The organism is Sphingopyxis sp. (genome assembly GCF_035686825.1).
Classification (GTDB): Bacteria; Pseudomonadota; Alphaproteobacteria; order Sphingomonadales; family Sphingomonadaceae; genus Sphingopyxis.
In genome coordinates this window covers 155,623-175,778 of sequence record NZ_DASRYZ010000005.1, presented here as the reverse complement: position 1 = coordinate 175,778, position 20,156 = coordinate 155,623, and the positions used below count along the sequence as shown (strand labels likewise).

The following is a 20,156-nucleotide window of genomic DNA, read 5'->3' as shown; positions in this document are numbered from 1 at the left end:
CGAAGGCGTTTACGCGTTGCGCGCCGTCAGTCCGCCATCGACCGGGATCACCGCCCCGGTGATATAGCTCGCCGCGGGCAGCACGAGACCGAGCGTCACATGCGCGACCTCCTCGGGCTCGCCATAGCGGCGGAGCGCGGTGCGGCGGCGCGCGAAGAGCGCTTTGTCCTCCTCGGGCACCTCGTCGGTCATGCCGGTGCGGATCGGGCCGGGGCAGATGCAGTTGACCGTGATGCCGTCCTTGCCGAGATCGACGGCGAGGCCGCGCGTCAGGCCAACCACGCCCGATTTGGCGGCAACGTAAGGCGTGTCGCCCGGCGTCGCGCCGAGCCCTTCGGTCGAGGCGATATTGACGATGCGCGCGGCGTCGCTCTGGCGGAGCCAGGGCAGCGCGGCACGCACCATGCGCTGGTGCGCGGTCAGCATCACCGCGAGCGCGCGGTGCCAGATCGCTTCATATTCGTCGCCGGCGTCGAGCGGAGCGAAGCTCGAGACGCCGGCGTTGTTGATGAGGATGTCGATGCCGCCGAAATGCGCGGCGATGTCGGCGACTGTGCGCTGGATCGCCCCACCGTCGGCAACGTCGAGCGCGAGGGCCGTGGCGTTCGGACCCGCTTCGGCCGCGACGGCTTCGCAGGCGGCGAGATCGAGGTCGGTGACCGCGACCTTCGCGCCTTCGCGCGCGAGGAGCAGCGCGGTCGCGCGGCCCATGCCGCTCGCGGCGCCGGTGACGATCGCGACGCGGCCGGCGATGGAGCGGGAGAGATTGGGGGTTGGCCCTCGATCTATCATTCGCTTTCCCCTCCTCCGTTCGCCCCGAGCTTGTCGAAGGGCCGTCCTATTCTTCGACGTTAAAGGGAAGAACGGCCCTTCGACAAGCTAAGGGCAAGCGGATTTGGGGTTATCATGTTGGTCCGACGCCGCGCGTCAACGGAAGGGCGGCTCGTTGAACGCGCGCAATTTGCGGCTGTGGAGCTTCGCGCCTTCGTCGCGGAGCAGTTCGCAGGTGCGGATACCGATCTGGAGATGCGCGGCGATCGCTTCCTCGTAAAAGCGGTTGGCCTGTCCGGGCAGCTTGAGTTCGCCGTGGAGCGGCTTGTCGCTGACGCAGAGCAAAGTGCCATAGGGGACGCGGAAGCGATAGCCCTGCGCGGCGATCGTCGCCGATTCCATGTCGATGCCGATCGCGCGCGATTGCGAAAAGCGCAGCGCGCTGGCGGTGTAGCGCAGCTCCCAGTTGCGGTCGTCGGTGGTGACGACGGTGCCGGTGCGCATGCGTTTTTTAAGGTCGGCGCCGCTGGTGCCTGACACTGCCTCGGCGGCGCTGGCGAGCGCGACCTGGACTTCGGCGATCGGCGGGATCGGGATCGCGACCGGCAGCACCGCGTCGAGGATATGATCGTCGCGAAGATAGGCGTGCGCAAGCACATAGTCGCCGATCCGCTGGCTGGGACGCAACCCGCCGCAGTGGCCGATCATCAGCCACGCCTCGGGCCGCAGCACCGCGAGATGGTCGCAGATCGTCTTGGCGTTCGACGGGCCGACGCCGATGTTGACGAGCGTGATGCCGCCGCCATCGGGCGCGATGAGGTGATAGGCCGGCATTTGGTGCCGCCGCCACGCGCTGTCGGCGACGAGCGCGCTGGCGTTGACGCCGGGCTGGTCGACATAAAGCCCCGCGGCGCCCGCGAGCGCGGTATATTTGCCCTGACCGACCTGCGCCCCCGCCCAGGCGACGAATTCATCGACATAGCGGTGATAGTTGGTGAACAGGATATAGCGCTGAAAATGCTCGGGCGCGGTGCCGGTGTAATGGCGAAGGCGCGCGAGGCTGAAGTCGGTGCGCAGCGCGTCGAATAGCGCGAGCGGTTGGTCGGCGGCGGGATCCTGTCCGAACAGGCCGTCGGCGAGCTCGTCGCCGATGTCGGCCAATTCCGTGGTCGGGAAATGGCGCGCGAGTTCGAGCGGGGTGACGCCGCCCATATCCGATCCGTCGCTCGCGTCGAGCACATAGGGGAAGGGGATTTGCTGCCCGGTGCGCGTGACTTCGAGCGTGATGTCGTAGTGGCGCGCGAGCAGCATCAGCTGCTCGCGGAGATAATCGGCGAAAAGGTCGGGGCGCGTCACGGTGGTGACGAAGGTGCCCGCACGCTCGAAGCGGCCGAAGGCGAGATTATGGCCCTTCTGGCCCTCGCGCTGCTCGCCGGTGGTGGTGAGGCGGATCGCCGGATAGTCGAACAGGCCCTTGGCGGCAGCGTCGGCCGGCGGCAACGTGCGGTCGCGCACATAGGCCGCGATCGCCGATTTGAGATTGGAGACCGAGATGCGGAAACGATCCTGCAGTTCGGCGATGATGCCGTCGACGAGCGCGGTGGGATCGGTGGTGTCTTGCGATGAGTTCGATGTCATCGCGTCGCTGTTGCATGAAAATGTGACAAAAGGAAAGAGGGGCGAAGGCGGCCCCTCCCCGGCGAGGGAGGGGCCGCCAGCGTTCGATCCTACATCCTGAAGCTCGCCCGGACGTAATAATAGCGTCCGGGCAGATCATAGGCGGTGGGATCGAAATTGTTGAGGTCGCAGCTGATGCACCCCGGCGCCTTGACGTTGAACAGATTGTTCACGCCGAGCGCGAAGCCGAAGGCCTCGGGGTCGTCCGCCGGGAACCAGCGCAGCTGGAAGTCGGTGTAGAAACGCGCCTTCAACTTGTTGTCGTCGGCGAGCGGTTCGCGGATCGCCGAAACATAGCGGCCGGTCAGCGTCGCGCCGATCGATGCGCCGTCCCAGTCGAGGATGCCGACCGACTTCCATTTCGGGAAGGCCTGGCTGGGACTGCCCTGCTCGGTGCCTTCGCGGCTGACGACGAGCTGGCCGTCGGCGGTGGGCACGATCACGTCATATTGGGTGAGGAACGAGTTGTTCCAGGTGAAGCCGAACCGTCCCGCGCCGGTTTCCCGCGTCCGGTACGCGAGGTTGACGTCGACCCCCTTGGTGCGGATGCCGGCGATATTCTGGAGCAGTCCCTCGACGAAGGTCAGCTGGCCGCCCGCGGCGCGGGTGACGAGCGCACAGGCGTCGGCGTCATTTTGCCCGGCGCATTGCGCCAGCGTGATCTCGGCATTCACCGACTGGATCGCGCCCTTGATCTTGATGTCGTAGTAATTGGCCTCGAGCGACAGGCCGGGGACGAACCCCGGACTGTAGACGCCTCCGAAAATCCAGCTGCGCGAGCTTTCGGGGGCGAGATCCTGATTGCCGCCGACGAGCACCGAGATTTGCGGATTGGCCTGCGCATAGCCCCCCGCGGGGACGCCCTGCGCGATGCAATTCGCCCGGACGGTCGTATTATTGTTCCAGTTCTGCCCGGTGGTCGTCGAGGTCGAGCAGGGATCGTTGATCGACTGGTCGAAGCGCGACTGGGTGCCGAACAGCTCGCCGATCGAGGGCGCGCGGAAACCCTCGGCATAGGAGGCACGGAGGCGGAGATCCTGCACCGGTTTCCAGTTGACGCCGCCCTTCAATGTTGTCGTCGAGCCCGAGGTCGAATAGTCCGACCAGCGCACCGCACCGGTGAATTCGAGCAGGTCGATGAAGGGGATGTCGGAGAGGACCGGCGCGCTGAGCTCGGCATAGGCTTCCTTGACATTATAGCTGCCGCGCGTCGGGAGCGCCGGAATGTCCGAGCTGAAGCCCGCCGCGACGATCGGGTCGGGATCGAAGCTGCCCTTGAGTTTGCGATATTCGACCCCGATCGCGACGCCGAGCGGCCCGCCGGGCAGGTCGAACAGGCTGCCGGTGACATTGGCCGAGGCGCTGAAGGTCGACTGGCGGCTGCGGTCGCGCTGGGTGAACATGACATAGTCCATCATGTCCTGCGTGATCGACCCGACCCCGCCGAAGATGTTGAAGGGCACGCAGTCGCCCGTGCAGTCGGCGACCGGGCCGAGCGCGCGGCGCAGGCGGTCGGAATTGATGTTGCCGAACATCGTCTGCTTGGCCTTGTTGCGGCCATAGGCGGCGTTGACGTCCCAATACCATTTGCCGCCGCCGACGTCGAAGCTGCCGTCGAGCGTCGCGACGCCGTAGATCGTCGTCACCGTCTGGTTGAAGCGGCGCGGCCCGCCCTCGACGAAGCGGCGATAGACGAGATCGGTGTTGCTCGCGTCGAGCGTGACCCCGAACGGGTTGAAGGGGTTGGTGGCATCGACGGTGATCGCGTCGAGCACCGGGGTCAGGCCCGCGGCGGGGCCGAAACCGAAAGGCAGCGGCGCGGCCTGGTTTTTCGATTTGCGCTGGTTCCAGATCCCGCGCACCGAGAAGTTGATGCTGTCGGAGATTTCCTGCCGCGCGTTGATAAAGGCGCCATAGCGTTCGACCGGAATCTGGAGATAATTGAACGGGCCGAAATTGAAGCGGTCGGCATCGGTGAACGCCTTGAAATCGCTCGCCGGGTCGGCCGGATTGCCGGGGTTGTAGACGGGGTTGCGGCCGATCACCGGGCCGCGCAGCGTCAGGTCGTTTCGGGCGCCCGGCGTCCCGAAGACGATAAAGCGCCCGAGCGGCACGAAGCCCGAGCAGCCGCCGTCGAGGCAGGTGTCCGAATAAGGCGCCGGAAAGCGCGAAATCGCGCGGCTGCCCGCCAAAACGCCGTCCTGCTGGACATAGTTGGCGCCGACGACGATCTGGGTCGGGCCGCGGCCGTTGCCCCAACTGACCTGCGCGCTCTTGGTAAAGCCGTCGCCCTGGCCGAAGCCGCCGACCTGCGCGCTGGCGCGCAGCCCTTCCTGGCTGCGCTTGGTGATGATGTTGACCACGCCGGCGATCGCGTCCGACCCGTAGATCGCCGAGGCACCGTCCTGCAGCACCTCGACCCGCTCGATCGCGCTTTCGGGAATCGAGTTGAGGTCGGTCGAGCCCGGCACGCCGCTCGCCGACGCGCCGTTCACATAGCGGATACCGTCGACGAGCACGAGCACGCGGCGCGAGCCCAGATAGCGCAAGTCGATCTCGGCCGCGCCGGCGCCGACGCCGCCGCCGTCGGGCGGGTTGCCGAGGTTGCCGCTGTTGTTGAACTTGCTGTTCAGGCCGCCGCCCGAACTCGGCAGGCGCTGGAGCACGTCGTTGACCGAATTGAGGCCGGTCTTGGCGATATCTTCCTGGCCGATGAAGGCGATCGGGGCTTCCTGATCGAGCGGATCGCGGCGGATGCGCGAGCCGGTGACGACGATGGTTTCGCCCGACGTTTCGGCGGTGCTGTCCTGCGGGGGCTGCGCCGCCTGCTGGGCCTGGCCGGGCGCGGTACAGGCAAGCGCGGCCGCCAACGCGATACCGGCCGTTCCCGACCGGGCAATATGCTGGAATTGGGTCATAATCCTCTCCTCCTGCTGTTTTTTCGCATCGTTGAGTGGCCACCGGAATCCGGTCGCCGGGTCAGCAACGCACTGAAAAACAGTTCGGATGAGAGGGGCGCGCCCGCCGGATACGAATCACCGGCGACTGTGGCCTTGGGGCCACAGCGCGGCCGGCGGGCGCGGGAAGGCTCTTACAGCTGTTCGAGCATATGGTCGGCGCTCGATACCTTGAATTCGCCGGGCGCTTCGACGTTGAGCTGCTCGACGACGCCGTCGTTGACGATCATCGAGAAACGCTGGCCGCGCTTGCCCATGCCGAAGGCGGTGCCGTCCATGGTGAGGCCCACGGCTTCGGCGAAGGCGCCGTTGCCGTCGGCGAGCATGGTGACGCTGTCGCCGGCATTGCCGCTCTTGCCCCATGCGCCCATCACAAAGGCGTCGTTGACCGCGGTGCAGACGATTTCATCGACGCCCTTGGCTTTCAGTTCATCGGCCTTGTCGACGAAACCCGGCAGATGCTTGGCCGAGCAGGTCGGGGTGAACGCACCCGGGACCGAAAAAAGCGCGACCTTGCGACCCTTGAAATAATCGGCGGTATTGACCTGTTCGGGGCCGTTTTCGGTGACCTTTACGAAGGTCGCGTCGGGCAGCTTGTCGCCGGTCTGGATCGTCATGGTCGGCATCCTTTCATCGAGGGATTGAGTTCGGAAGCGACATTGGGTGCGATGGTGCGCGAGTCAAGGAGGGGAAGGGCGCGCCGGTCGATTTGGAGGGTGGCGGCTGGCGGGCGAAACCCTTCGCCTGTCGGTCGCAGCAAAGAGGCTGGACCCTTTTGGTCTGTCGCGGCATTGTACGAATATGGAAACCGTCCCCACCTGGTTCACCGGCCAGCTGCTGCTCGCGCTGCCGGGCATCGGCGATCCCCGCTTCGAACATTCGGTGATCGCGATGATCAGCCATGACGAGGACGGCGCGATGGGAATCGGCATCGGCGACCCGATCGACGGAATGACCGTCGGCGCGGTGCTCGACCAGCTCGAGATCGAACATGACGAACCGCTCGACCAGCCGGTCTTCCTCGGCGGGCCGGTCGAGCCCTCGCGAGGTTTCGTGCTCCACAGCCGCGACTGGGGCGGGCAGGAGGCGGTGCAGGTCGGCGATCGCTGGATGATATCGAGTTCGCACGACATCTTGCGCGCGATCGGCGAAGGGCGCGGCCCGTCGCGCTGGCTGGTGGCGCTCGGCTATGCGGGATGGTCGCCGGGGCAGCTCGAAGACGAAATGGTCCGCCACGGTTGGCACGTCACCCCGGGAAGCGACGGCCTGCTGTTCGAAACGCCGCCCGCCGAGCGGTGGCAGGCGGCGTTCGCCGAGGCGGGAGTGGACGCCCGCCTGCTGACGACGGAAGGCGGCGAGGCCTAGCGCGCGAGCGCGAGCAGCGATTTGCCTTGGTTGAGGTTGGCGAGCGCGGCGCGTGCCGCCCAGCGTGAATCCATGTAGCGGCCGCTGGCGAGCTCGACATCATAGCGGATCGGGCTGCCGATCGCGGCGTCATAGGCGGCGGCGGCTTCGGCGGTGCGACCCAGCCGAGCGTAAGCGGTGCCGAGATTGATCAGGCGCGACGGATCGCGCGCGTCGAGGCCGGTGTCACCGGTCAGCTTTTCGACCGCGGCGTCGTTTTCACCCGCCTTGAGTTCGGCATAGGCGACCGGCAGGATTTCCGAATCGGCCTCAGGCGCGGTCACGACGACGATCGATTGCGCCGCAGCAGGGCTCGAAAGCGCCAAGGCGATCAGCGGCAGCAGAATTTTTTTCATCTCTTGTATCTCCCCGAAAACTTTAGCCGATTTTCTCGCGCGTCGCGTAAAAAGTCAATGTTTTCGGGGGGTTGTAACATAGCTGTCACAAAGAGCGATTATGCTAAACGCAAGGCGCATTATAAGTCCGGTTTTTCAGAATCTTGGGCTTGGCGACTCCATGTCACAATCGGGACCGCCCGATTGTCACAATTGATGCGCGCGAAAATTATTTTTGCGGCCGGTGCGTTTTCGCGCCGGCGATTCGCGTGTGCGCAGATGTCGACGGGTCGTTCTTCAGGCGTGATATAAAGAAAAGTTTATATTTGATCGGCGGCGGCGTTTCGGCTAGGGCGCGCAAGATAATTTCGTGGCCGCTCGCCTGCGGTCGACTTGCCAATATGGAGAACTCCCCGTGGCCACTCTCGCCGCCGACACCCGTGACTATGTCGTTGCCGACATCAGCCTCGCCGATTTCGGGCGCAAGGAAATCAACATCGCCGAAACCGAAATGCCGGGCCTGATGGCGCTGCGCAGCGAATTCGGCGCGGCGCAGCCGCTGAAGGGCGCGAAAATCGTCGGCTCGCTGCACATGACGATCCAGACCGCGGTGCTGATCGAGACGCTGACCGCGCTCGGCGCCGAAGTCCGCTGGGCGACGTGCAACATCTTCTCGACGCAGGACCATGCCGCCGCGGCGATCGCCGCATCGGGCGTGCCGGTGTTCGCGGTGAAGGGCGAAAGCCTCGCCGATTATTGGGACTATGTCGGCCGCATCTTCGACTGGGGTGTCGAGGACGGCACGACCTGCAACCTGATCCTCGACGATGGCGGCGACGCCACGATGTTCGCGCTGTGGGGCGCGAAGCTCGAAGCCGGCGAGACGATGCCGGCGCCCGAGAATGAAGAAGAGATCGAGATGCAGCGCGCGCTGAAGGCGTTCGTCGCGGCGAACCCCGGCTATCTGACCAAGACGGTCAAGGCGATCAAGGGCGTGTCGGAAGAAACGACGACCGGCGTCCACCGCCTGTACCACATCGCGAAGAAGGGCGAGCTGCCCTTCCCCGCGATCAACGTCAACGACAGCGTCACCAAGTCGAAGTTCGACAACCTCTATGGCTGTAAGGAATCGCTCGTCGACGCGATCCGCCGCGGCACCGACGTGATGCTCGCGGGCAAGGTCGCTACGGTTGCCGGCTTCGGCGACGTCGGCAAGGGCTCGGCGCAATCGCTGCGTAACGGCGGCGCGCGTGTGCTCGTCACCGAAATCGACCCGATCTGCGCGCTGCAGGCGGCGATGGAAGGCTTCGAGGTCGTGTCGATGGACGAAGCCGTCAAGCGTTCGGACATCTTCGTCACCGCGACCGGCAATGCCGACGTGATCACCGCCGAACATATGGCGGCGATGAAGAATATGGCGATCGTCTGCAACATCGGCCACTTCGACAGCGAGATCCAGATCGCGGCGCTCGCCAACTATAAATGGACCGAAGTGAAGCCGCAGGTCGACCTGGTCGAGTTTCCCGACGGCAAGCAGATCATCATCCTGTCGAAGGGCCGCCTCGTGAACCTCGGCAACGCGACGGGTCACCCGTCGTTCGTGATGTCGGCGAGCTTCACCAACCAGACGCTCGCGCAGATCGAGCTGTGGACGCGCAGCGAGCAGTACAAGAACGACGTCTATGTCCTGCCCAAGCATCTCGACGAAAAGGTCGCGGCGCTGCACCTCGAAAAGCTGGGCGTGCATCTGTCGAAGCTGAGCCAGAAGCAGGCCGATTACATCGGCGTGCCGGTCGAAGGTCCGTTCAAGCCCGAACATTATCGGTATTGATTTTTTCGCCTGACGGCGGACGAAAACTGTGGACGGCGCGCCCATCGGATGATGCGGCGCGCCGATCCGTATGACATGCGATTGAAACATGACTCCATCGCCTTTAGGGCAAGCGATCATGCGCGCGCGACATCCGGACAAACGAGGGCTTGAGGCGGGATGAGCGACGCGCTTTCCCCGGCCCTGTTGTTCGCGCTCGGCCTGTTCGCGGCGCTGTGGCTGCTCGCTGGATTATGGGCGACGCTGCGCGGGGTCGCGATGCAGCGGCGCTCGGCGTTCGTCGCGGGGCAGGCCGAACGGCTCGCGAGCCTCGTCGAGGCGTCGCCGCAGCTTCCCGTGATCGTGCGCGCCGACTGGCGGATCGAGGCGAGCGAGCGGCTCGGGCGCTGGCTGGGGCTCGATCGCGGGCCGCGCAATTTCGACGAGCTTCGCGGGCTCGGCAGCGGGCTCGATGCGTCGGCGCATGACGCGCTGCGTCAGGCGATCCTCGGCGCGCAGCGCGGCGCGAAGCCTTTCGTCCTGAGCCTGAAACCCGACGGCAGCCACCGCACGATCATCGTCCATGGCGCCGCGGCGCCGGAGGCGGTCGGCGGGCCGGGCAGCGTGCTGCTCTGGCTCAGCGATGCGACCGACGGCCAGCAGGCGCTCGCGCACGCGCGCGGCGAACGCGACGAGGCGATGGCGGCGTTCGAGGCTCTATCGGGGCTGATCGAGGCGGCGCCCTTCCCGATGTGGTTCCGCGACACCGACCTGTCGCTCGCGCTCGTCAACGGCGCCTATGTTCGCGCGGTCGAGGCGAAGAGCGCGGCCGCGGTGATCGACGGCGGGGTCGAGCTGTGCGAGACCGTCGCGGGGGTGAGCGCCGCCGACGCCGCCGACGCGGCGCGCGCCGCGGGTTCGGCGCAGATGCGCACCATTCCGGTGACGATCGAGGGCGAACGGCGGATCATGCGCGTCGTCGACGTGCCGCTCGCGCCCGAGGGCGGTCGCGTCATCGGCGTCGCGGGCTATGCGATCGACATCCAGGAACTCGAAACCGAACGCGGCGCGCACCGCCGCTTCGTCGATACACAGCGCGAACTGCTCGACCGGCTGTCGGCGGCGGTGGCGCAATTCGGCCCCGACCAGGGGCTGAGCTTCGCGAACCTGCCGTTTCGCCGCCTGTTCGGGCTGGAGGCCGAGGAGGTGGCCGAGGCGCCGCCTTTCGCGCGGCTGCTCGACGCGTGGCGCGAGGGCGGGCGAATCCCCGAGGTGCGCAACTATCCCGAATGGCGGCAGGCGCATGTCGACTGGTTCGCGCAGGCCGAGGCGAGCGAGGAAGACTGGCTGCTTCGCGACGGCACGCACCTGCACGTCGTCGCGCAGCCGACCCCCGACGGCGGCATGCTGCTGATCGCCGAAGACAAGACCGAACAGGTGCAGCTCGCGGGCGCGCGCGACACGCTGCTCCGCGTTCGCACCGCGACCTTCGACAATCTGTTCGAAGCGGTCGCGGTCTTCGCCCCCGATGGGCGGCTTCACCTTTGGAACCAGCGTTTCCGCCGCCTGTGGGGCATCGACGAACCGACGCTGGCGGCGCATCCGCGCGTCGATACGTTGATGGAAGGGCTCGCCGACCGGTTGGTGAAACCGAACCAGATCAGCATCGTGCAGGAGGTCATCCGCGCCGCGACACTGGAACGCCAGCAGCGCGGCGGCGAGATCGGTTTCGCCGACGGGCGCTATTTCGATTTCGCGTCGATCCCGCTGCCCGACGGCAATGCGCTGCTCATCATGCTCGACATCACGCCGAGCCGGAAGATGGAGGGCGCGCTGCGCGAACGCAACGAGGCGCTCGAGGCCGCCGACAAGGCCAAGACCGCCTTCCTGTCGCGAATGAGTTATGAACTCCGCACGCCGCTGACCTCGATCGGCGGATTCGGCGAGATGCTGCAGGCGGGCTATGCCGGCAAGCTCGGCGACCAGCAGCGCACCTATATCGACGCGATCATGGACTCGGTCGGCGTGCTCGGCCGCCAGATCGACAATGTGCTCGACCTTGCGCAGGGCGAAGCGGGGACGCTCGCGATCGAGCGCGCGCCGGTCGATGTGAAAATATTGCTCGAAGGCGCGCTCGCCGACGCGAAGCTCTTTGCGAAGAGCGAAAAGGTCGAGCTCGTCGGCAATATCGCGGCGAACCTCGGCAGCATCGAAGGCGACGCGCCGCGGCTGTCGCGGCTCGTCGCGGGGCTGCTCGACAATGCGGTGCGCTTTACCGTGCCGTCGCGCAAGACGGGCGCGCGCGTCCTGCTCCACGCCGACGGCGATGCGCGCGGCGTCGACATCATCGTGTCCGACAATGGCCCGGGAATGCCCGAGGCGGCGGTCGCGGTCGCCAAGGGGCAGCAGGCGGGCACCGCGACCGGCGGCATCGGCCTTGCGCTCGCGCGCCAGCTCGTCGCCGCGCACGGCGGAACGATGGAAGTGGTGAGCGAAGAGGGGCAGGGCACGCTCGTGCGAATCAGCCTGCCGCGCGGCGCGTGACCGGTTTTTCGGTGCGCTACGACCTCGCCGATGCCGAACGGATCGGTGCCGCGATCGGTGCGGCGCTGGCAGCGGGCGATGTCGTGCTGCTGTCGGGCGACCTCGGCGCGGGCAAGACGACGCTCGCGCGCGCGATGCTGAAGGCGCGCGGGCTGGCGGGCGAGGCGCCGAGCCCGACCTTTGCGATCGTCCAGCCCTATGCGCCGCCCGAGACCGATCTGCCGATCGCGCATGTCGATCTCTATCGGATCGAGGATGCCGACGAACTGATCGAATTGGGGCTCGACGATTATCTTTACGACGGCGCCTTGTTGATCGAATGGCCCGAACGGCTGGGCGGCGAAGGCTGGCCGGGCGCGCTGCTCCTCAGGATTTCGGGTGTGGGCGACGCGCGCGTCTTGACAGCCGCTGTGCCGACGTCTTGGGGGAGCCGATGGCCGCTCCGATGATTCCGCCCGCCCATGCGCCCGCCTTTCTTGCCGCGCATGGCTGGGGCGATGCCCAGATTCTGCCGCTCGCGGGCGATGCGTCCTTCCGCCGCTATTTCCGTGTCGTCGATGGCGGCCGGCAGGCGGTGCTGATGGACGCGCCGCCGCCGCACGAAGACCCGCGGCCGTTCATCGCGGTCGCCGAATATCTTTGCGGGCTGGGGCTCAATGCGCCGACGATCCTCGCGCGCGACCTCGATCGCGGGTTGCTGCTGATCGAGGATTTCGGCGACGTGCGCCTGCGCGAAACGGTCGATGCGCAGATCGACAAGGAGGCGCAATATTATGCGGGGGTGACCGACCTGCTCGTCCACCTCCACACGCAGCCGCCCATGGATGGGCTGCCCGTCCATGGGCTCGATCAATGGCTCGACGAGGTGATGCTGTTCAGCGACTGGTATTGCCCCGCCTTCGATCTGGAGGTCGACCGCGATGCGTTTCGCGCCGCGTGGGCCGAGGTGCTGACCCCGGTCGAGCATGACGGCCTGCCGCGCGTCACCGTGCTGCGCGACTATCATGCCGAGAATATCATGCTGGTGCCCGGCAAGGACGGCATCGCGCATTACGGGCTACTCGATTTCCAGGACGCGCTGGTCGGCCACCCCGCCTACGACCTCGCCTCGGTGCTCGAAGACGCGCGGCGCGACGTGACGCCCGCGATCGAGGCGACGATGCTCGCGCGCTACAGCGAAGCGACGGGGCGCGATATCGAACGCGCCTATTGGGCGCTCGCGGCGCAGCGCAACACGCGCATCCTCGGCGTCTTCGTCCGGCTGTGGAAGCGCGACGACAAGCCGCATTACAAGAGTTTCCAGCCGCGCATGTGGGGGCTGCTCGAACGCGACCTCGCGCATCCGGCGCTTGTCCCGGTTCGGCAATGGTTCGACGCCAATGTGCCCGCTTCGAAGCGGGCGGAGATTTGGAAGGCGATGGGGTCGTGAGTGCGAAGATCGAGAGCGCGATGGTGATGGCGGCGGGGCTCGGCAAGCGGATGCGGCCGCTCACCGCAACCCGGCCGAAGCCGCTGGTGCGCGTCGCGGGCAAGGCGCTGATCGATCACAGCCTCGACCGCATCGAGGCGGCGGGCGTCGAGCATGTTGTCGTCAACGTCCATTATCTCGCCGACGCGCTCGAGGCGCATCTCGCCGCGCAGAAGCGCAGCTTCAGCATCGCGATTTCGGACGAGCGCGACCTGCTGCTCGAAACCGGCGGCGGGATGGTGAAGGCATTGCCGCAGCTGACGGGCGATCCGATCCTGATCGTCAACAGCGACAATATCTGGACCGATGGGCCGCAGGACAGCATCCGCCACCTCGCGCGCCATTGGGACGGCGAGCGGATGGACGCGCTGCTGCTGCTGATCCGGCAAGCGAGCGCGACGGGGCACGGCGGGCGCGGCGATTTCCACATGGATCCGGCGGGCCGGCTGTCGCGGCGCAAGCCGGGGCGGATCGCGCCCTTCGTTTATACCGGAATCCAGCTCATCTCGCCGCGGCTGCTCGATGGCGCCCCCGAGGGGGCGTTTTCGACCAACATATTGTGGGACCGCGCGATCGCGGCCGGGCGGCTCTATGGCCTGTCGCACATGGGGCAATGGTTCGACGTCGGCTCGCCGGCGAGCATCGCGCCGACCGAAGCCGCGCTGACGGATGGCTGACGCAAAGCCCACGCTTTTTTCCATCCCGGTCCAGCGGGCCTTCGCCGATGCGCTCGCGGCAGGCCTGATCGCGCGCTTTGCCGACGGCGCGCTCGGGCTCGCGCAGGGACTGATCCTGCTGCCGAGCAATCGCGCGCGGAGCGCGGTGCAGGCGGCGTTCGTGCGCACGGGCGGATCGGGGCTGCTGATGCCGCGGCTCGCGGTGATCGGCGACGCCGACCTCGACGAGAATGTGGCGCTCGCGCTCGACCCGATCGACGAAAGCGACGCGATTCCGCCCGCGATCGACGCGCTCAGGCGGCGGCTGATGCTCGCCGCGCTGATCGAGAAGCATAATGTGCCGGGCGAGTCGCCGATCACCGGCGCCGCGGCGTTCCAGCTCGCCGAGGGGCTGGGGCGTGTGATCGACCAGCTCCATTATGAGGAGGTCGCGCCGGCGCGGCTCGCCGATATCGAAAGCGCGCTCGGCGACCTCGCGGGCCATTGGCAGGCGTCGTGGCGGCGGCTGTCGCTGCTCGTCGATGCGTGGCCCGCGATGCTCGCGGCGACGGGGCATATCGACCGCGCCGACCGCCGCAACCGGCTGCTCGATCGCGTGACGCGCGGATGGCGCGTCGCGCCGCCGGCGCGCTTCGTCGTCGCGGCGGGCGTGACCACCGCAGCGCCCGCGATCGCGCGCCTGCTGCGCACCGTCGCCGATCTGCCGCAGGGCATGGTGGTGCTGCCGGGGCTCGACCTCGGCATGGCGGGTGAGGAGTGGGAGGCGCTCGGGCCGGTGAAGGCCGACCCCGACAAGCCCGGAGAACGCCCGCTCGAGACGCACCCGCAATATCATCTGAAACTGCTGCTCGGGCGGATGAGCGTTTCGCGCGAAGAGGTGCAGCCGTGGGATGGAAGCTCGCCGTTCGACGGCCCCGAGGCGCGCGCGTCCTTCGCCTCGCTGCTCTTCGCGCCCGCCGCCTATACCGCGCGCTGGCAGCGGGCGGGCGATTTGAGCGCGGGCATCGCGGGGGTGAGCGCCGCGGTCTTCGCCGACGACGGGCAGGAGGCGCAGGGGATCGCGCTGATGATGCGTCATGCGCTTGAAACCACCGCACGCACCGCGGCGTTGGTGACCCCCGACCGCGCGCTCGCGACGCGCGTCGCGGCGGCGCTCGCGCGCTGGGACATCGCGGTCGACGACAGCGCGGGGCAGCCGCTGGGGCAGACGCCGCCGGGCGCGCTGTTGCTCGCGCTCGCCGAATTCGCCGCGGCGTTCGATCCGGTGCGGCTCGTCGCGCTGCTCGGGCACCCGCTGGTGCGCGCGGGCGATGGCCGGCTCGGCTGGCTCGACCAGGTACGGCGGCTCGATCTGGTGCTGCGCGGGCCGGGGCTGGTGCCAGGCTGGGACGGGGTGACGATGCGGATCGCCGAGCGCGCCGCCGATCCGCAGGCGCGCGGCCATGATGCGGCGACGCTGATCGGCTTATGGTGGGCCGAAGTCGTCGCCGGATTGCGCGCGGCGCTCGCTCCCTTTGCCGCGAATATTCCGACGCCGCCTTCGGCCCTGCTCGGCGCGTTGCAGGTGGCGCTCGGCTGGCTGACCGGCGAGGGGGCATGGACCGGCCATGCCGGACGCGCGCTGTCCGAGCTGTTCGACCGCTGGGCGCTGGCGAAGGGCGACGGCCCGGCGCTCGTCGCGCCCGCCGATTTCCCGGCGATGCTGGCCGACCTCCTGTCGGGCGAGAGCGTGCGGCCGCCCTATGGCGGGCATCCGCGCCTGTTCATCTGGGGCTTGCTCGAAGCGCGCCTGCAGCGCGCCGACCTGATGATTTTGGGCGGGCTCGATGAGGGGCGCTGGCCGCCGCAGCAGAGCCCCGATCCGTGGCTTGCGCCCGGCATCCGCCGGATGCTCGGGCTCGCCGCGCCCGAGCGCCAGCAGGGCGCGGCGGCGCATGATTTCGCGGGCGCCTTTGCCGCGCGCGAGGTCGTGGTGACGCGCGCGATGCGGAGCGGCGGCGACCCCGCGGTGGCGTCGCGCTTCTGGCTGCGGCTCGCCGCGCTCGCGGGCGAACTGCCCGAGGCACGGCTGGGGGACGCGAGCGCGACCGCGCTCGCGGCGGCGCTCGACGTGCCGCCGGGCCCGATCGCGCCCGCGCCGATGCCGCAGCCCCGGCCGCCCGCCGACGCGCGGCCGGGCCAGATCAGCGTCACCGGTGTCGACCTGCTCGCGAAGGATCCCTACGCCTTTTACGCGGGGCGCATCCTGCGGCTGTCGACGCTTGACCCGCTGCGCGCCGGGCCCGATCCGCGCTGGCTCGGGACGCGCGTCCACGCCTTCATGGAAGATTGGCAGCGCGCGGGGGCGACGCGCGAGGCGCTCGAGACCGAGCTTGGACGGCTGCACGACGACCCGGCGCTCGATGCGCTCGCGCGCGCCTTCTGGTTTCCGCGCATCGAGCCCGCGCTGCGCTGGGCGGCCGAACGCGTGTGGGAGGCGCGCGCCGAAGGGCGCGAGCCGGTCGCGGCCGAAGTGTCGGGCGTGCATGAACTGAACGGCATTCGCCTGTCGGGCAAGGCCGACAGGATCGACCGGCTCGCCGACGGCGGCCTTGCGATCGTCGATTACAAGACCGGCGCGGCGCCGAGCGGCAGCGCGGCCGCGGACGGACTCGACAATCAATTGGGGCTGCTCGGGCTGCTCGCCGAAATGGGCAAGGTCGAGGGGGTTGCGGCGGGGCCGGTCGCGAGCCTCGAATATTGGAGCCTCAAGGCCGACCGCGCCAAGGGGACGGACGGCAGCATCGCGCCGACGCACGGATCGCGGCGCAAGCTCAAGACCGCCGAGGACGCGGTCGCGCGCGCCTATGACGCCTTCGCCGACCTGACCGCGACGTGGCTGCTCGGCGACGGGGTCTTCGTGCCGGGCGACGCGGTAAAGCGCTTCACCGATTATGACCAGCTGATGCGCCGCGACGAATGGTTCGGGCGCGGGCGCGATGCGGACGGCGACGCGCCATGACCCGGCTCCACGATCTCGATCCCGCGCAGCAGGCGGCGGCACAGCCGGGCGAGCATGTGTGGCTCGGCGCATCGGCGGGGACGGGCAAGACGCAGGTGCTCTCGGCGCGCGTGCTGCGGCTGATGCTCGCGGGCGTCGCGCCCGAGGCGATCCTCTGCATCACTTTCACCAAGGCGGGCGCCGCCGAAATGGCGCACCGCATCCACGAGCGGCTCGCGCTGTGGGTGCGGATGGACGACGGCGACTTGCGGCTCGACCTTCGCGCGCTCGGCGCCGATTGGGATCAGCCCGCCATTCTCGACCGGGCGCGCTCCTTGTTCGCGACGGTGATCGACAGCGCGGCGGGCGCGATCCGCGTCCAGACGATCCACAGCTTTTGCCAGACCCTGCTCGCGAGCTTCCCGCTCGAGGCGAAGATCATGCCGGGCTTTCGCGCGCTCGAAGAGGGCGAGGCGGGCGAACTGCAGCGGCGGGTGCTGAGCGAACTGCTCGCGCAGCCGGGCGCCGATGGCGATGCGATGCGCGGACAGGCGGCGATGCTGTCGCGGCGGATGGGGCAGGATGCGGCGATGGCTTTCCTCGTGCGCTGCGCCCATGCCTTTGCCGCGCCGTTTCGCGAGCGCATCCTGCCGCCGCGCGCGCAGGATCTGCGCGCGGCGCTGGGGCTGCCGGACGGCGACCCCGAGGCGTGGCTGGCGGCGCGGATTGCGGGCGGCGCGCTTCCCGACGATCTCGTCCGCATCGTTGCGGCGAGCGGCGCGAACTGGGGAACGAAGACCGGGCTCGCCTGCGCCGACGCGATGGCCCGCTGGCTCGCCGCCGATGCCCCGGCGCGCGCGGCGATGCTCGGCGATCTGCTCGGCTGTTTCCTCACCGGCAAGGGCGAACTGCGCGCCGATTTCGCGGGCGACAAGGGGCGGATGACCGATTGCGTCGACAGCGCGGTGCGGATCGTCGATGCGGCGCAACATCTGCTCGCCGCGGCGGTCGCGATGCGCGTCGCCGATGAGCTGGCGGCGGCGTGGGATCTGGGCGCGCGCTTTGCCGAAGCCTATGCACTGGCGAAACGCGAGGGCGGGCTCGCCGATTTCGACGACCTGATTTCGATCGCGGGGTCGCTGCTGCGGCTCGGCCAGTTCGGCGAATGGGTGCGCTTCAAGCTCGACCAGCGCACCGACCACATCCTCGTCGACGAGGCGCAGGATACCAACACGCGGCAATGGGCGATCGTCGCGGCGCTCGCCGAGGAATTTTTCGCCGGGGTGGGCGCGAAGGACGAGCGTGTGCGCACGATGTTCACCGTCGGCGACCGCAAGCAGGCGATCTTCGGTTTCCAGGGCACCGAGCCCGCGGCGTTCGAGGCGGCGCGCATCCGGTTCGGCGAGTGGGCGGCCGACGGCGGCCAGCCCTTTGCCGAGGTCGACCTGATCACCAACTACCGGTCGAGCCCCGCAGTGCTCGACGTCGTCGATGCATGGGTGGCGGGCGGCGGCACCGAAGCGATGGGGCTGGCGAGCGACGAGCCGCCGCATTTGCCGTTCCGCAGTGCGCATCCGGGGCGGGTCGAGCTGTGGCAGCCGCTGCCGGTCGGCAAGGCGCTTGCGGCCGAAGGCGAGAGCGAGGAAGCGAGCGAAGAGGATGTCGCCGAGGGCGGCGATCCGCTCGCCCCCGCGAACGACCCCGCGAGCCTGCGCCTGTCGCGCGCGATCGCCGACGAGGTGCAGGAGTGGATCCTCCACGGCAAGGACGGCCGCAGCGTCGCGCCGGGCGACATATTGATCCTCGTTCGCCGCCGCCGCGACTTGGCGGCGCGGATCGTCGCGCGGTTGCAGTCATTGGGCGTGCCGGTGGCGGGCGTCGACCGCTTCGCGTTGACCCAGCCGCTCGGGGTGCAGGACCTCTTGTCGGCGATGCGCTTCGCGGTGCAGCCGCTCGACGACCTCAACCTCGCTTCGCTGCTCGTGTCGCCGCTGATCGGCTGGTCGCAGGACGATCTCTTCGCCTTCGCGCACGGGCGCGGCAAGCGCGCGCTGTGGGAGCGGCTCCGCGATCGCGAGGCCGAGGTGCCCGCGGGAACGATGGCCGCGCTGCGCCATCTGCTCGGCATGGCCGATTTCACGACGCCCTATCGTTTCCTCGACCGCATATTGTCGGGGCCGATGCAGGGGCGGCGGCGGCTTTATGCGCGGCTCGGGCGCGAGGCGCGCGATCCGATCGACGAGTTGCTCAACCAGGCGCTGAATTTCGAGCGCCAGCATACCCCGTCGCTGCTCGCCTTTCTGAGCGAGGTCGAGGCGAGCCGCGCCGACATCAAGCGCCAGACCGAGGCGCGCAGCGATGTCGTGCGCGTGATGACGGTGCATGGGTCGAAGGGCTTGCAGGCGCCGATCGTCATCCTCGCCGACGCGACCGACGACCCGGTGCAGCGCCAGCGCGGCTTCGACCTGTCGCTCGAGGGCTGGGACCGGCTGCCGGTCTTCGGCCTGCCCAAGGAAGAGCGGCACGGGCCGGTCGCCACGGCGCACGACGCCAAGGCCGCGGCCGAGATCGAGGAGCATTGGCGGCTGCTCTACGTGGCGATGACGCGTGCCGAGGAGTTGCTGGTCGTTGCCGGGGTGACGAAAAAGGAAGACCGCTCGCTGCCCGAGCTTTGCTGGCACGCGGCGGTCGACCGGGTGATGGAGGATATGGGGCTCGGCTGGCAGGATGCCGGGCCGCGCTGGGGGCAGAAGCGCGTCCATGCCGTCAATGCGAAGGCGTGGGCACGGCGACGCGAGAAGCCGGTCCGACCCGCGCCCGTCGCCCCGATCCCCGACTGGGCGACGAAGCCCGCGCCCGAGGAAGCGCGCCCGCCGCGGCCGCTCGCGCCGTCGGCGCTAGGCGAGGACGATGTCGCGTCGCCGCCGCAGGGGGGCGAGCGCGGCGCCGCGGTGACGCGCGGACTGTTGCTCCACGCGTTGTTCGAGCGGCTGCCGCCCGTGCGGCCCGATCGCCGCCGCGCCGCGGCGCTGCACTGGCTGTCGGCGCAGGCTGCGGCGCTCGACGAGGGTGCGCGCGCGGCGATGGTGGGCGAAGTGCTGGCGGTGCTGGACGACCCGGTGCATGCGGCGTTTTTCGGCCCCGGCAGCCTTGCCGAAGTGCCGCTGTCGGCGGTGGTCGACGGCGTCGTCGTCGCGGGGATCGTCGACCGGCTGCTGGTGACGGGCGATGCGGTGACGGTGATCGATTACAAGACCGGGCGGCATATCCCGGCGAGCGCCGCCGAGGTCGCGCCGGCCTATCTGCGCCAGATGGCGGCCTATCGCGACGCGCTCCGCGTGATCTTTCCGGGGCGGCGGGTCGAGGCGGCCTTGCTCTACACCGCGGCGCCGCGGCTGATCCATCTCGGCGACGCGCTGCTCGAAGCGCACAAGCCGGGCTTGGCGGCAACCAAGGCGAATTTGCCGGGTTCTGCCCTTGAGCCCGGCGCGCCGACGCCTTAGCTTGAGGGCAACAGAGTTTCAGGAGTTCAG

Annotated in this window: 13 protein-coding genes; 8 read left to right on the top strand and 5 right to left on the bottom strand. The window is 68.6% G+C overall.

What is annotated here, in order from left to right; all coding sequences use genetic code 11:
* Nucleotides 1-9 precede the first annotated feature (9 nt).
* The 4 genes from VFG17_RS11880 to VFG17_RS11865 form a co-directional block, all read right to left on the bottom strand.
* A complete protein-coding gene (locus tag VFG17_RS11880) occupies nucleotides 10-792 on the bottom strand; it encodes an SDR family NAD(P)-dependent oxidoreductase (protein WP_325029683.1) in 783 nt (260 codons plus the stop codon).
* A 135-nt stretch (nucleotides 793-927) separates the two neighbouring features.
* On the bottom strand, nucleotides 928-2,409 hold the full coding sequence (locus VFG17_RS11875) for an AMP nucleosidase (protein WP_325029682.1): 1,482 nt from the start codon (nucleotides 2,407-2,409) through the stop codon (nucleotides 928-930).
* An 89-nt stretch (nucleotides 2,410-2,498) separates the two neighbouring features.
* A complete protein-coding gene (locus tag VFG17_RS11870) occupies nucleotides 2,499-5,366 on the bottom strand; it encodes a TonB-dependent receptor domain-containing protein (protein ID WP_325029681.1) in 2,868 nt (955 codons plus the stop codon).
* 173 nt (nucleotides 5,367-5,539) lie between these two features.
* A complete protein-coding gene (locus tag VFG17_RS11865; RefSeq protein ID WP_325029680.1) occupies nucleotides 5,540-6,022 on the bottom strand; it encodes a peroxiredoxin in 483 nt (160 codons plus the stop codon).
* A gap of 184 nt (nucleotides 6,023-6,206) precedes the next feature.
* Here VFG17_RS11865 and VFG17_RS11860 point away from each other — a divergent pair, with 184 nt between their 5' ends.
* Nucleotides 6,207-6,770 (top strand): YqgE/AlgH family protein, encoded by a 564-nt coding sequence (locus VFG17_RS11860; protein WP_325029679.1) that lies wholly within the window; start codon nucleotides 6,207-6,209, stop codon nucleotides 6,768-6,770.
* Here the strand turns inward: VFG17_RS11860 and VFG17_RS11855 are convergent.
* Nucleotides 6,767-7,165, bottom strand: a complete 399-nt coding sequence (locus tag VFG17_RS11855; RefSeq protein WP_325029678.1) for a hypothetical protein — start codon at nucleotides 7,163-7,165, stop codon at nucleotides 6,767-6,769. The genes VFG17_RS11860 and VFG17_RS11855 overlap by 4 nt on opposite strands.
* Before the next feature lie 394 nt (nucleotides 7,166-7,559).
* Here VFG17_RS11855 and ahcY point away from each other — a divergent pair, with 394 nt between their 5' ends.
* The 7 genes from ahcY to addA all read left to right on the top strand — a co-directional run bounded on the left by ahcY (nucleotide 7,560) and on the right by addA (nucleotide 20,126).
* Nucleotides 7,560-8,975 (top strand): adenosylhomocysteinase, encoded by a 1,416-nt coding sequence (gene ahcY / locus VFG17_RS11850; RefSeq protein ID WP_325029677.1) that lies wholly within the window; start codon nucleotides 7,560-7,562, stop codon nucleotides 8,973-8,975.
* 159 nt (nucleotides 8,976-9,134) lie between these two features.
* The gene (locus VFG17_RS11845; RefSeq protein ID WP_325029676.1) at nucleotides 9,135-11,498 is read left to right on the top strand and encodes a PAS domain-containing sensor histidine kinase; all 2,364 of its coding nucleotides are present in this window, start codon (nucleotides 9,135-9,137) and stop codon (nucleotides 11,496-11,498) included.
* Entirely contained in the window at nucleotides 11,495-11,947 is a 453-nt protein-coding gene (tsaE, locus tag VFG17_RS11840) for a tRNA (adenosine(37)-N6)-threonylcarbamoyltransferase complex ATPase subunit type 1 TsaE (protein WP_325029675.1), read from the top strand. The genes VFG17_RS11845 and tsaE overlap by 4 nt, the downstream gene beginning before the upstream one ends.
* A complete protein-coding gene (locus VFG17_RS11835) occupies nucleotides 11,944-12,927 on the top strand; it encodes an aminoglycoside phosphotransferase family protein (protein ID WP_325029885.1) in 984 nt (327 codons plus the stop codon). Before tsaE ends, VFG17_RS11835 begins: the two co-directional genes overlap by 4 nt.
* The gene (locus tag VFG17_RS11830) at nucleotides 12,924-13,643 is read left to right on the top strand and encodes a nucleotidyltransferase family protein (RefSeq protein WP_325029674.1); all 720 of its coding nucleotides are present in this window, start codon (nucleotides 12,924-12,926) and stop codon (nucleotides 13,641-13,643) included. Before VFG17_RS11835 ends, VFG17_RS11830 begins: the two co-directional genes overlap by 4 nt.
* Nucleotides 13,636-16,644: a double-strand break repair protein AddB gene (gene addB / locus VFG17_RS11825; protein ID WP_325029673.1), complete on the top strand. Its 3,009-nt coding sequence runs from the start codon at nucleotides 13,636-13,638 to the stop codon at nucleotides 16,642-16,644. Before VFG17_RS11830 ends, addB begins: the two co-directional genes overlap by 8 nt.
* On the top strand, nucleotides 16,641-20,126 hold the full coding sequence (addA, locus tag VFG17_RS11820; protein WP_325029672.1) for a double-strand break repair helicase AddA: 3,486 nt from the start codon (nucleotides 16,641-16,643) through the stop codon (nucleotides 20,124-20,126). Before addB ends, addA begins: the two co-directional genes overlap by 4 nt.
* Nucleotides 20,127-20,156: the final 30 nt, after the last annotated feature.

Excerpts from the sequence above, each read along its gene's own strand:
- VFG17_RS11880 (WP_325029683.1), bottom strand. The coding sequence starts at position 792 with ATGATAGATCGAGGGCCAACCCCCAATCTCTCCCGCTCCATCGCCGGC.
- VFG17_RS11860 (WP_325029679.1), top strand. The coding sequence starts at position 6,207 with ATGGAAACCGTCCCCACCTGGTTCACCGGCCAGCTGCTGCTCGCGCTG.
- VFG17_RS11875 (WP_325029682.1), bottom strand. The coding sequence starts at position 2,409 with ATGACATCGAACTCATCGCAAGACACCACCGATCCCACCGCGCTCGTC.
- VFG17_RS11870 (WP_325029681.1), bottom strand. The coding sequence starts at position 5,366 with ATGACCCAATTCCAGCATATTGCCCGGTCGGGAACGGCCGGTATCGCG.
- VFG17_RS11835 (WP_325029885.1), top strand. The coding sequence starts at position 11,944 with ATGATTCCGCCCGCCCATGCGCCCGCCTTTCTTGCCGCGCATGGCTGG.
- VFG17_RS11855 (WP_325029678.1), bottom strand. The coding sequence starts at position 7,165 with ATGAAAAAAATTCTGCTGCCGCTGATCGCCTTGGCGCTTTCGAGCCCT.
- addB (WP_325029673.1), top strand. The coding sequence starts at position 13,636 with ATGGCTGACGCAAAGCCCACGCTTTTTTCCATCCCGGTCCAGCGGGCC.
- VFG17_RS11845 (WP_325029676.1), top strand. The coding sequence starts at position 9,135 with ATGAGCGACGCGCTTTCCCCGGCCCTGTTGTTCGCGCTCGGCCTGTTC.
- VFG17_RS11865 (WP_325029680.1), bottom strand. The coding sequence starts at position 6,022 with ATGACGATCCAGACCGGCGACAAGCTGCCCGACGCGACCTTCGTAAAG.
- addA (WP_325029672.1), top strand. The coding sequence starts at position 16,641 with ATGACCCGGCTCCACGATCTCGATCCCGCGCAGCAGGCGGCGGCACAG.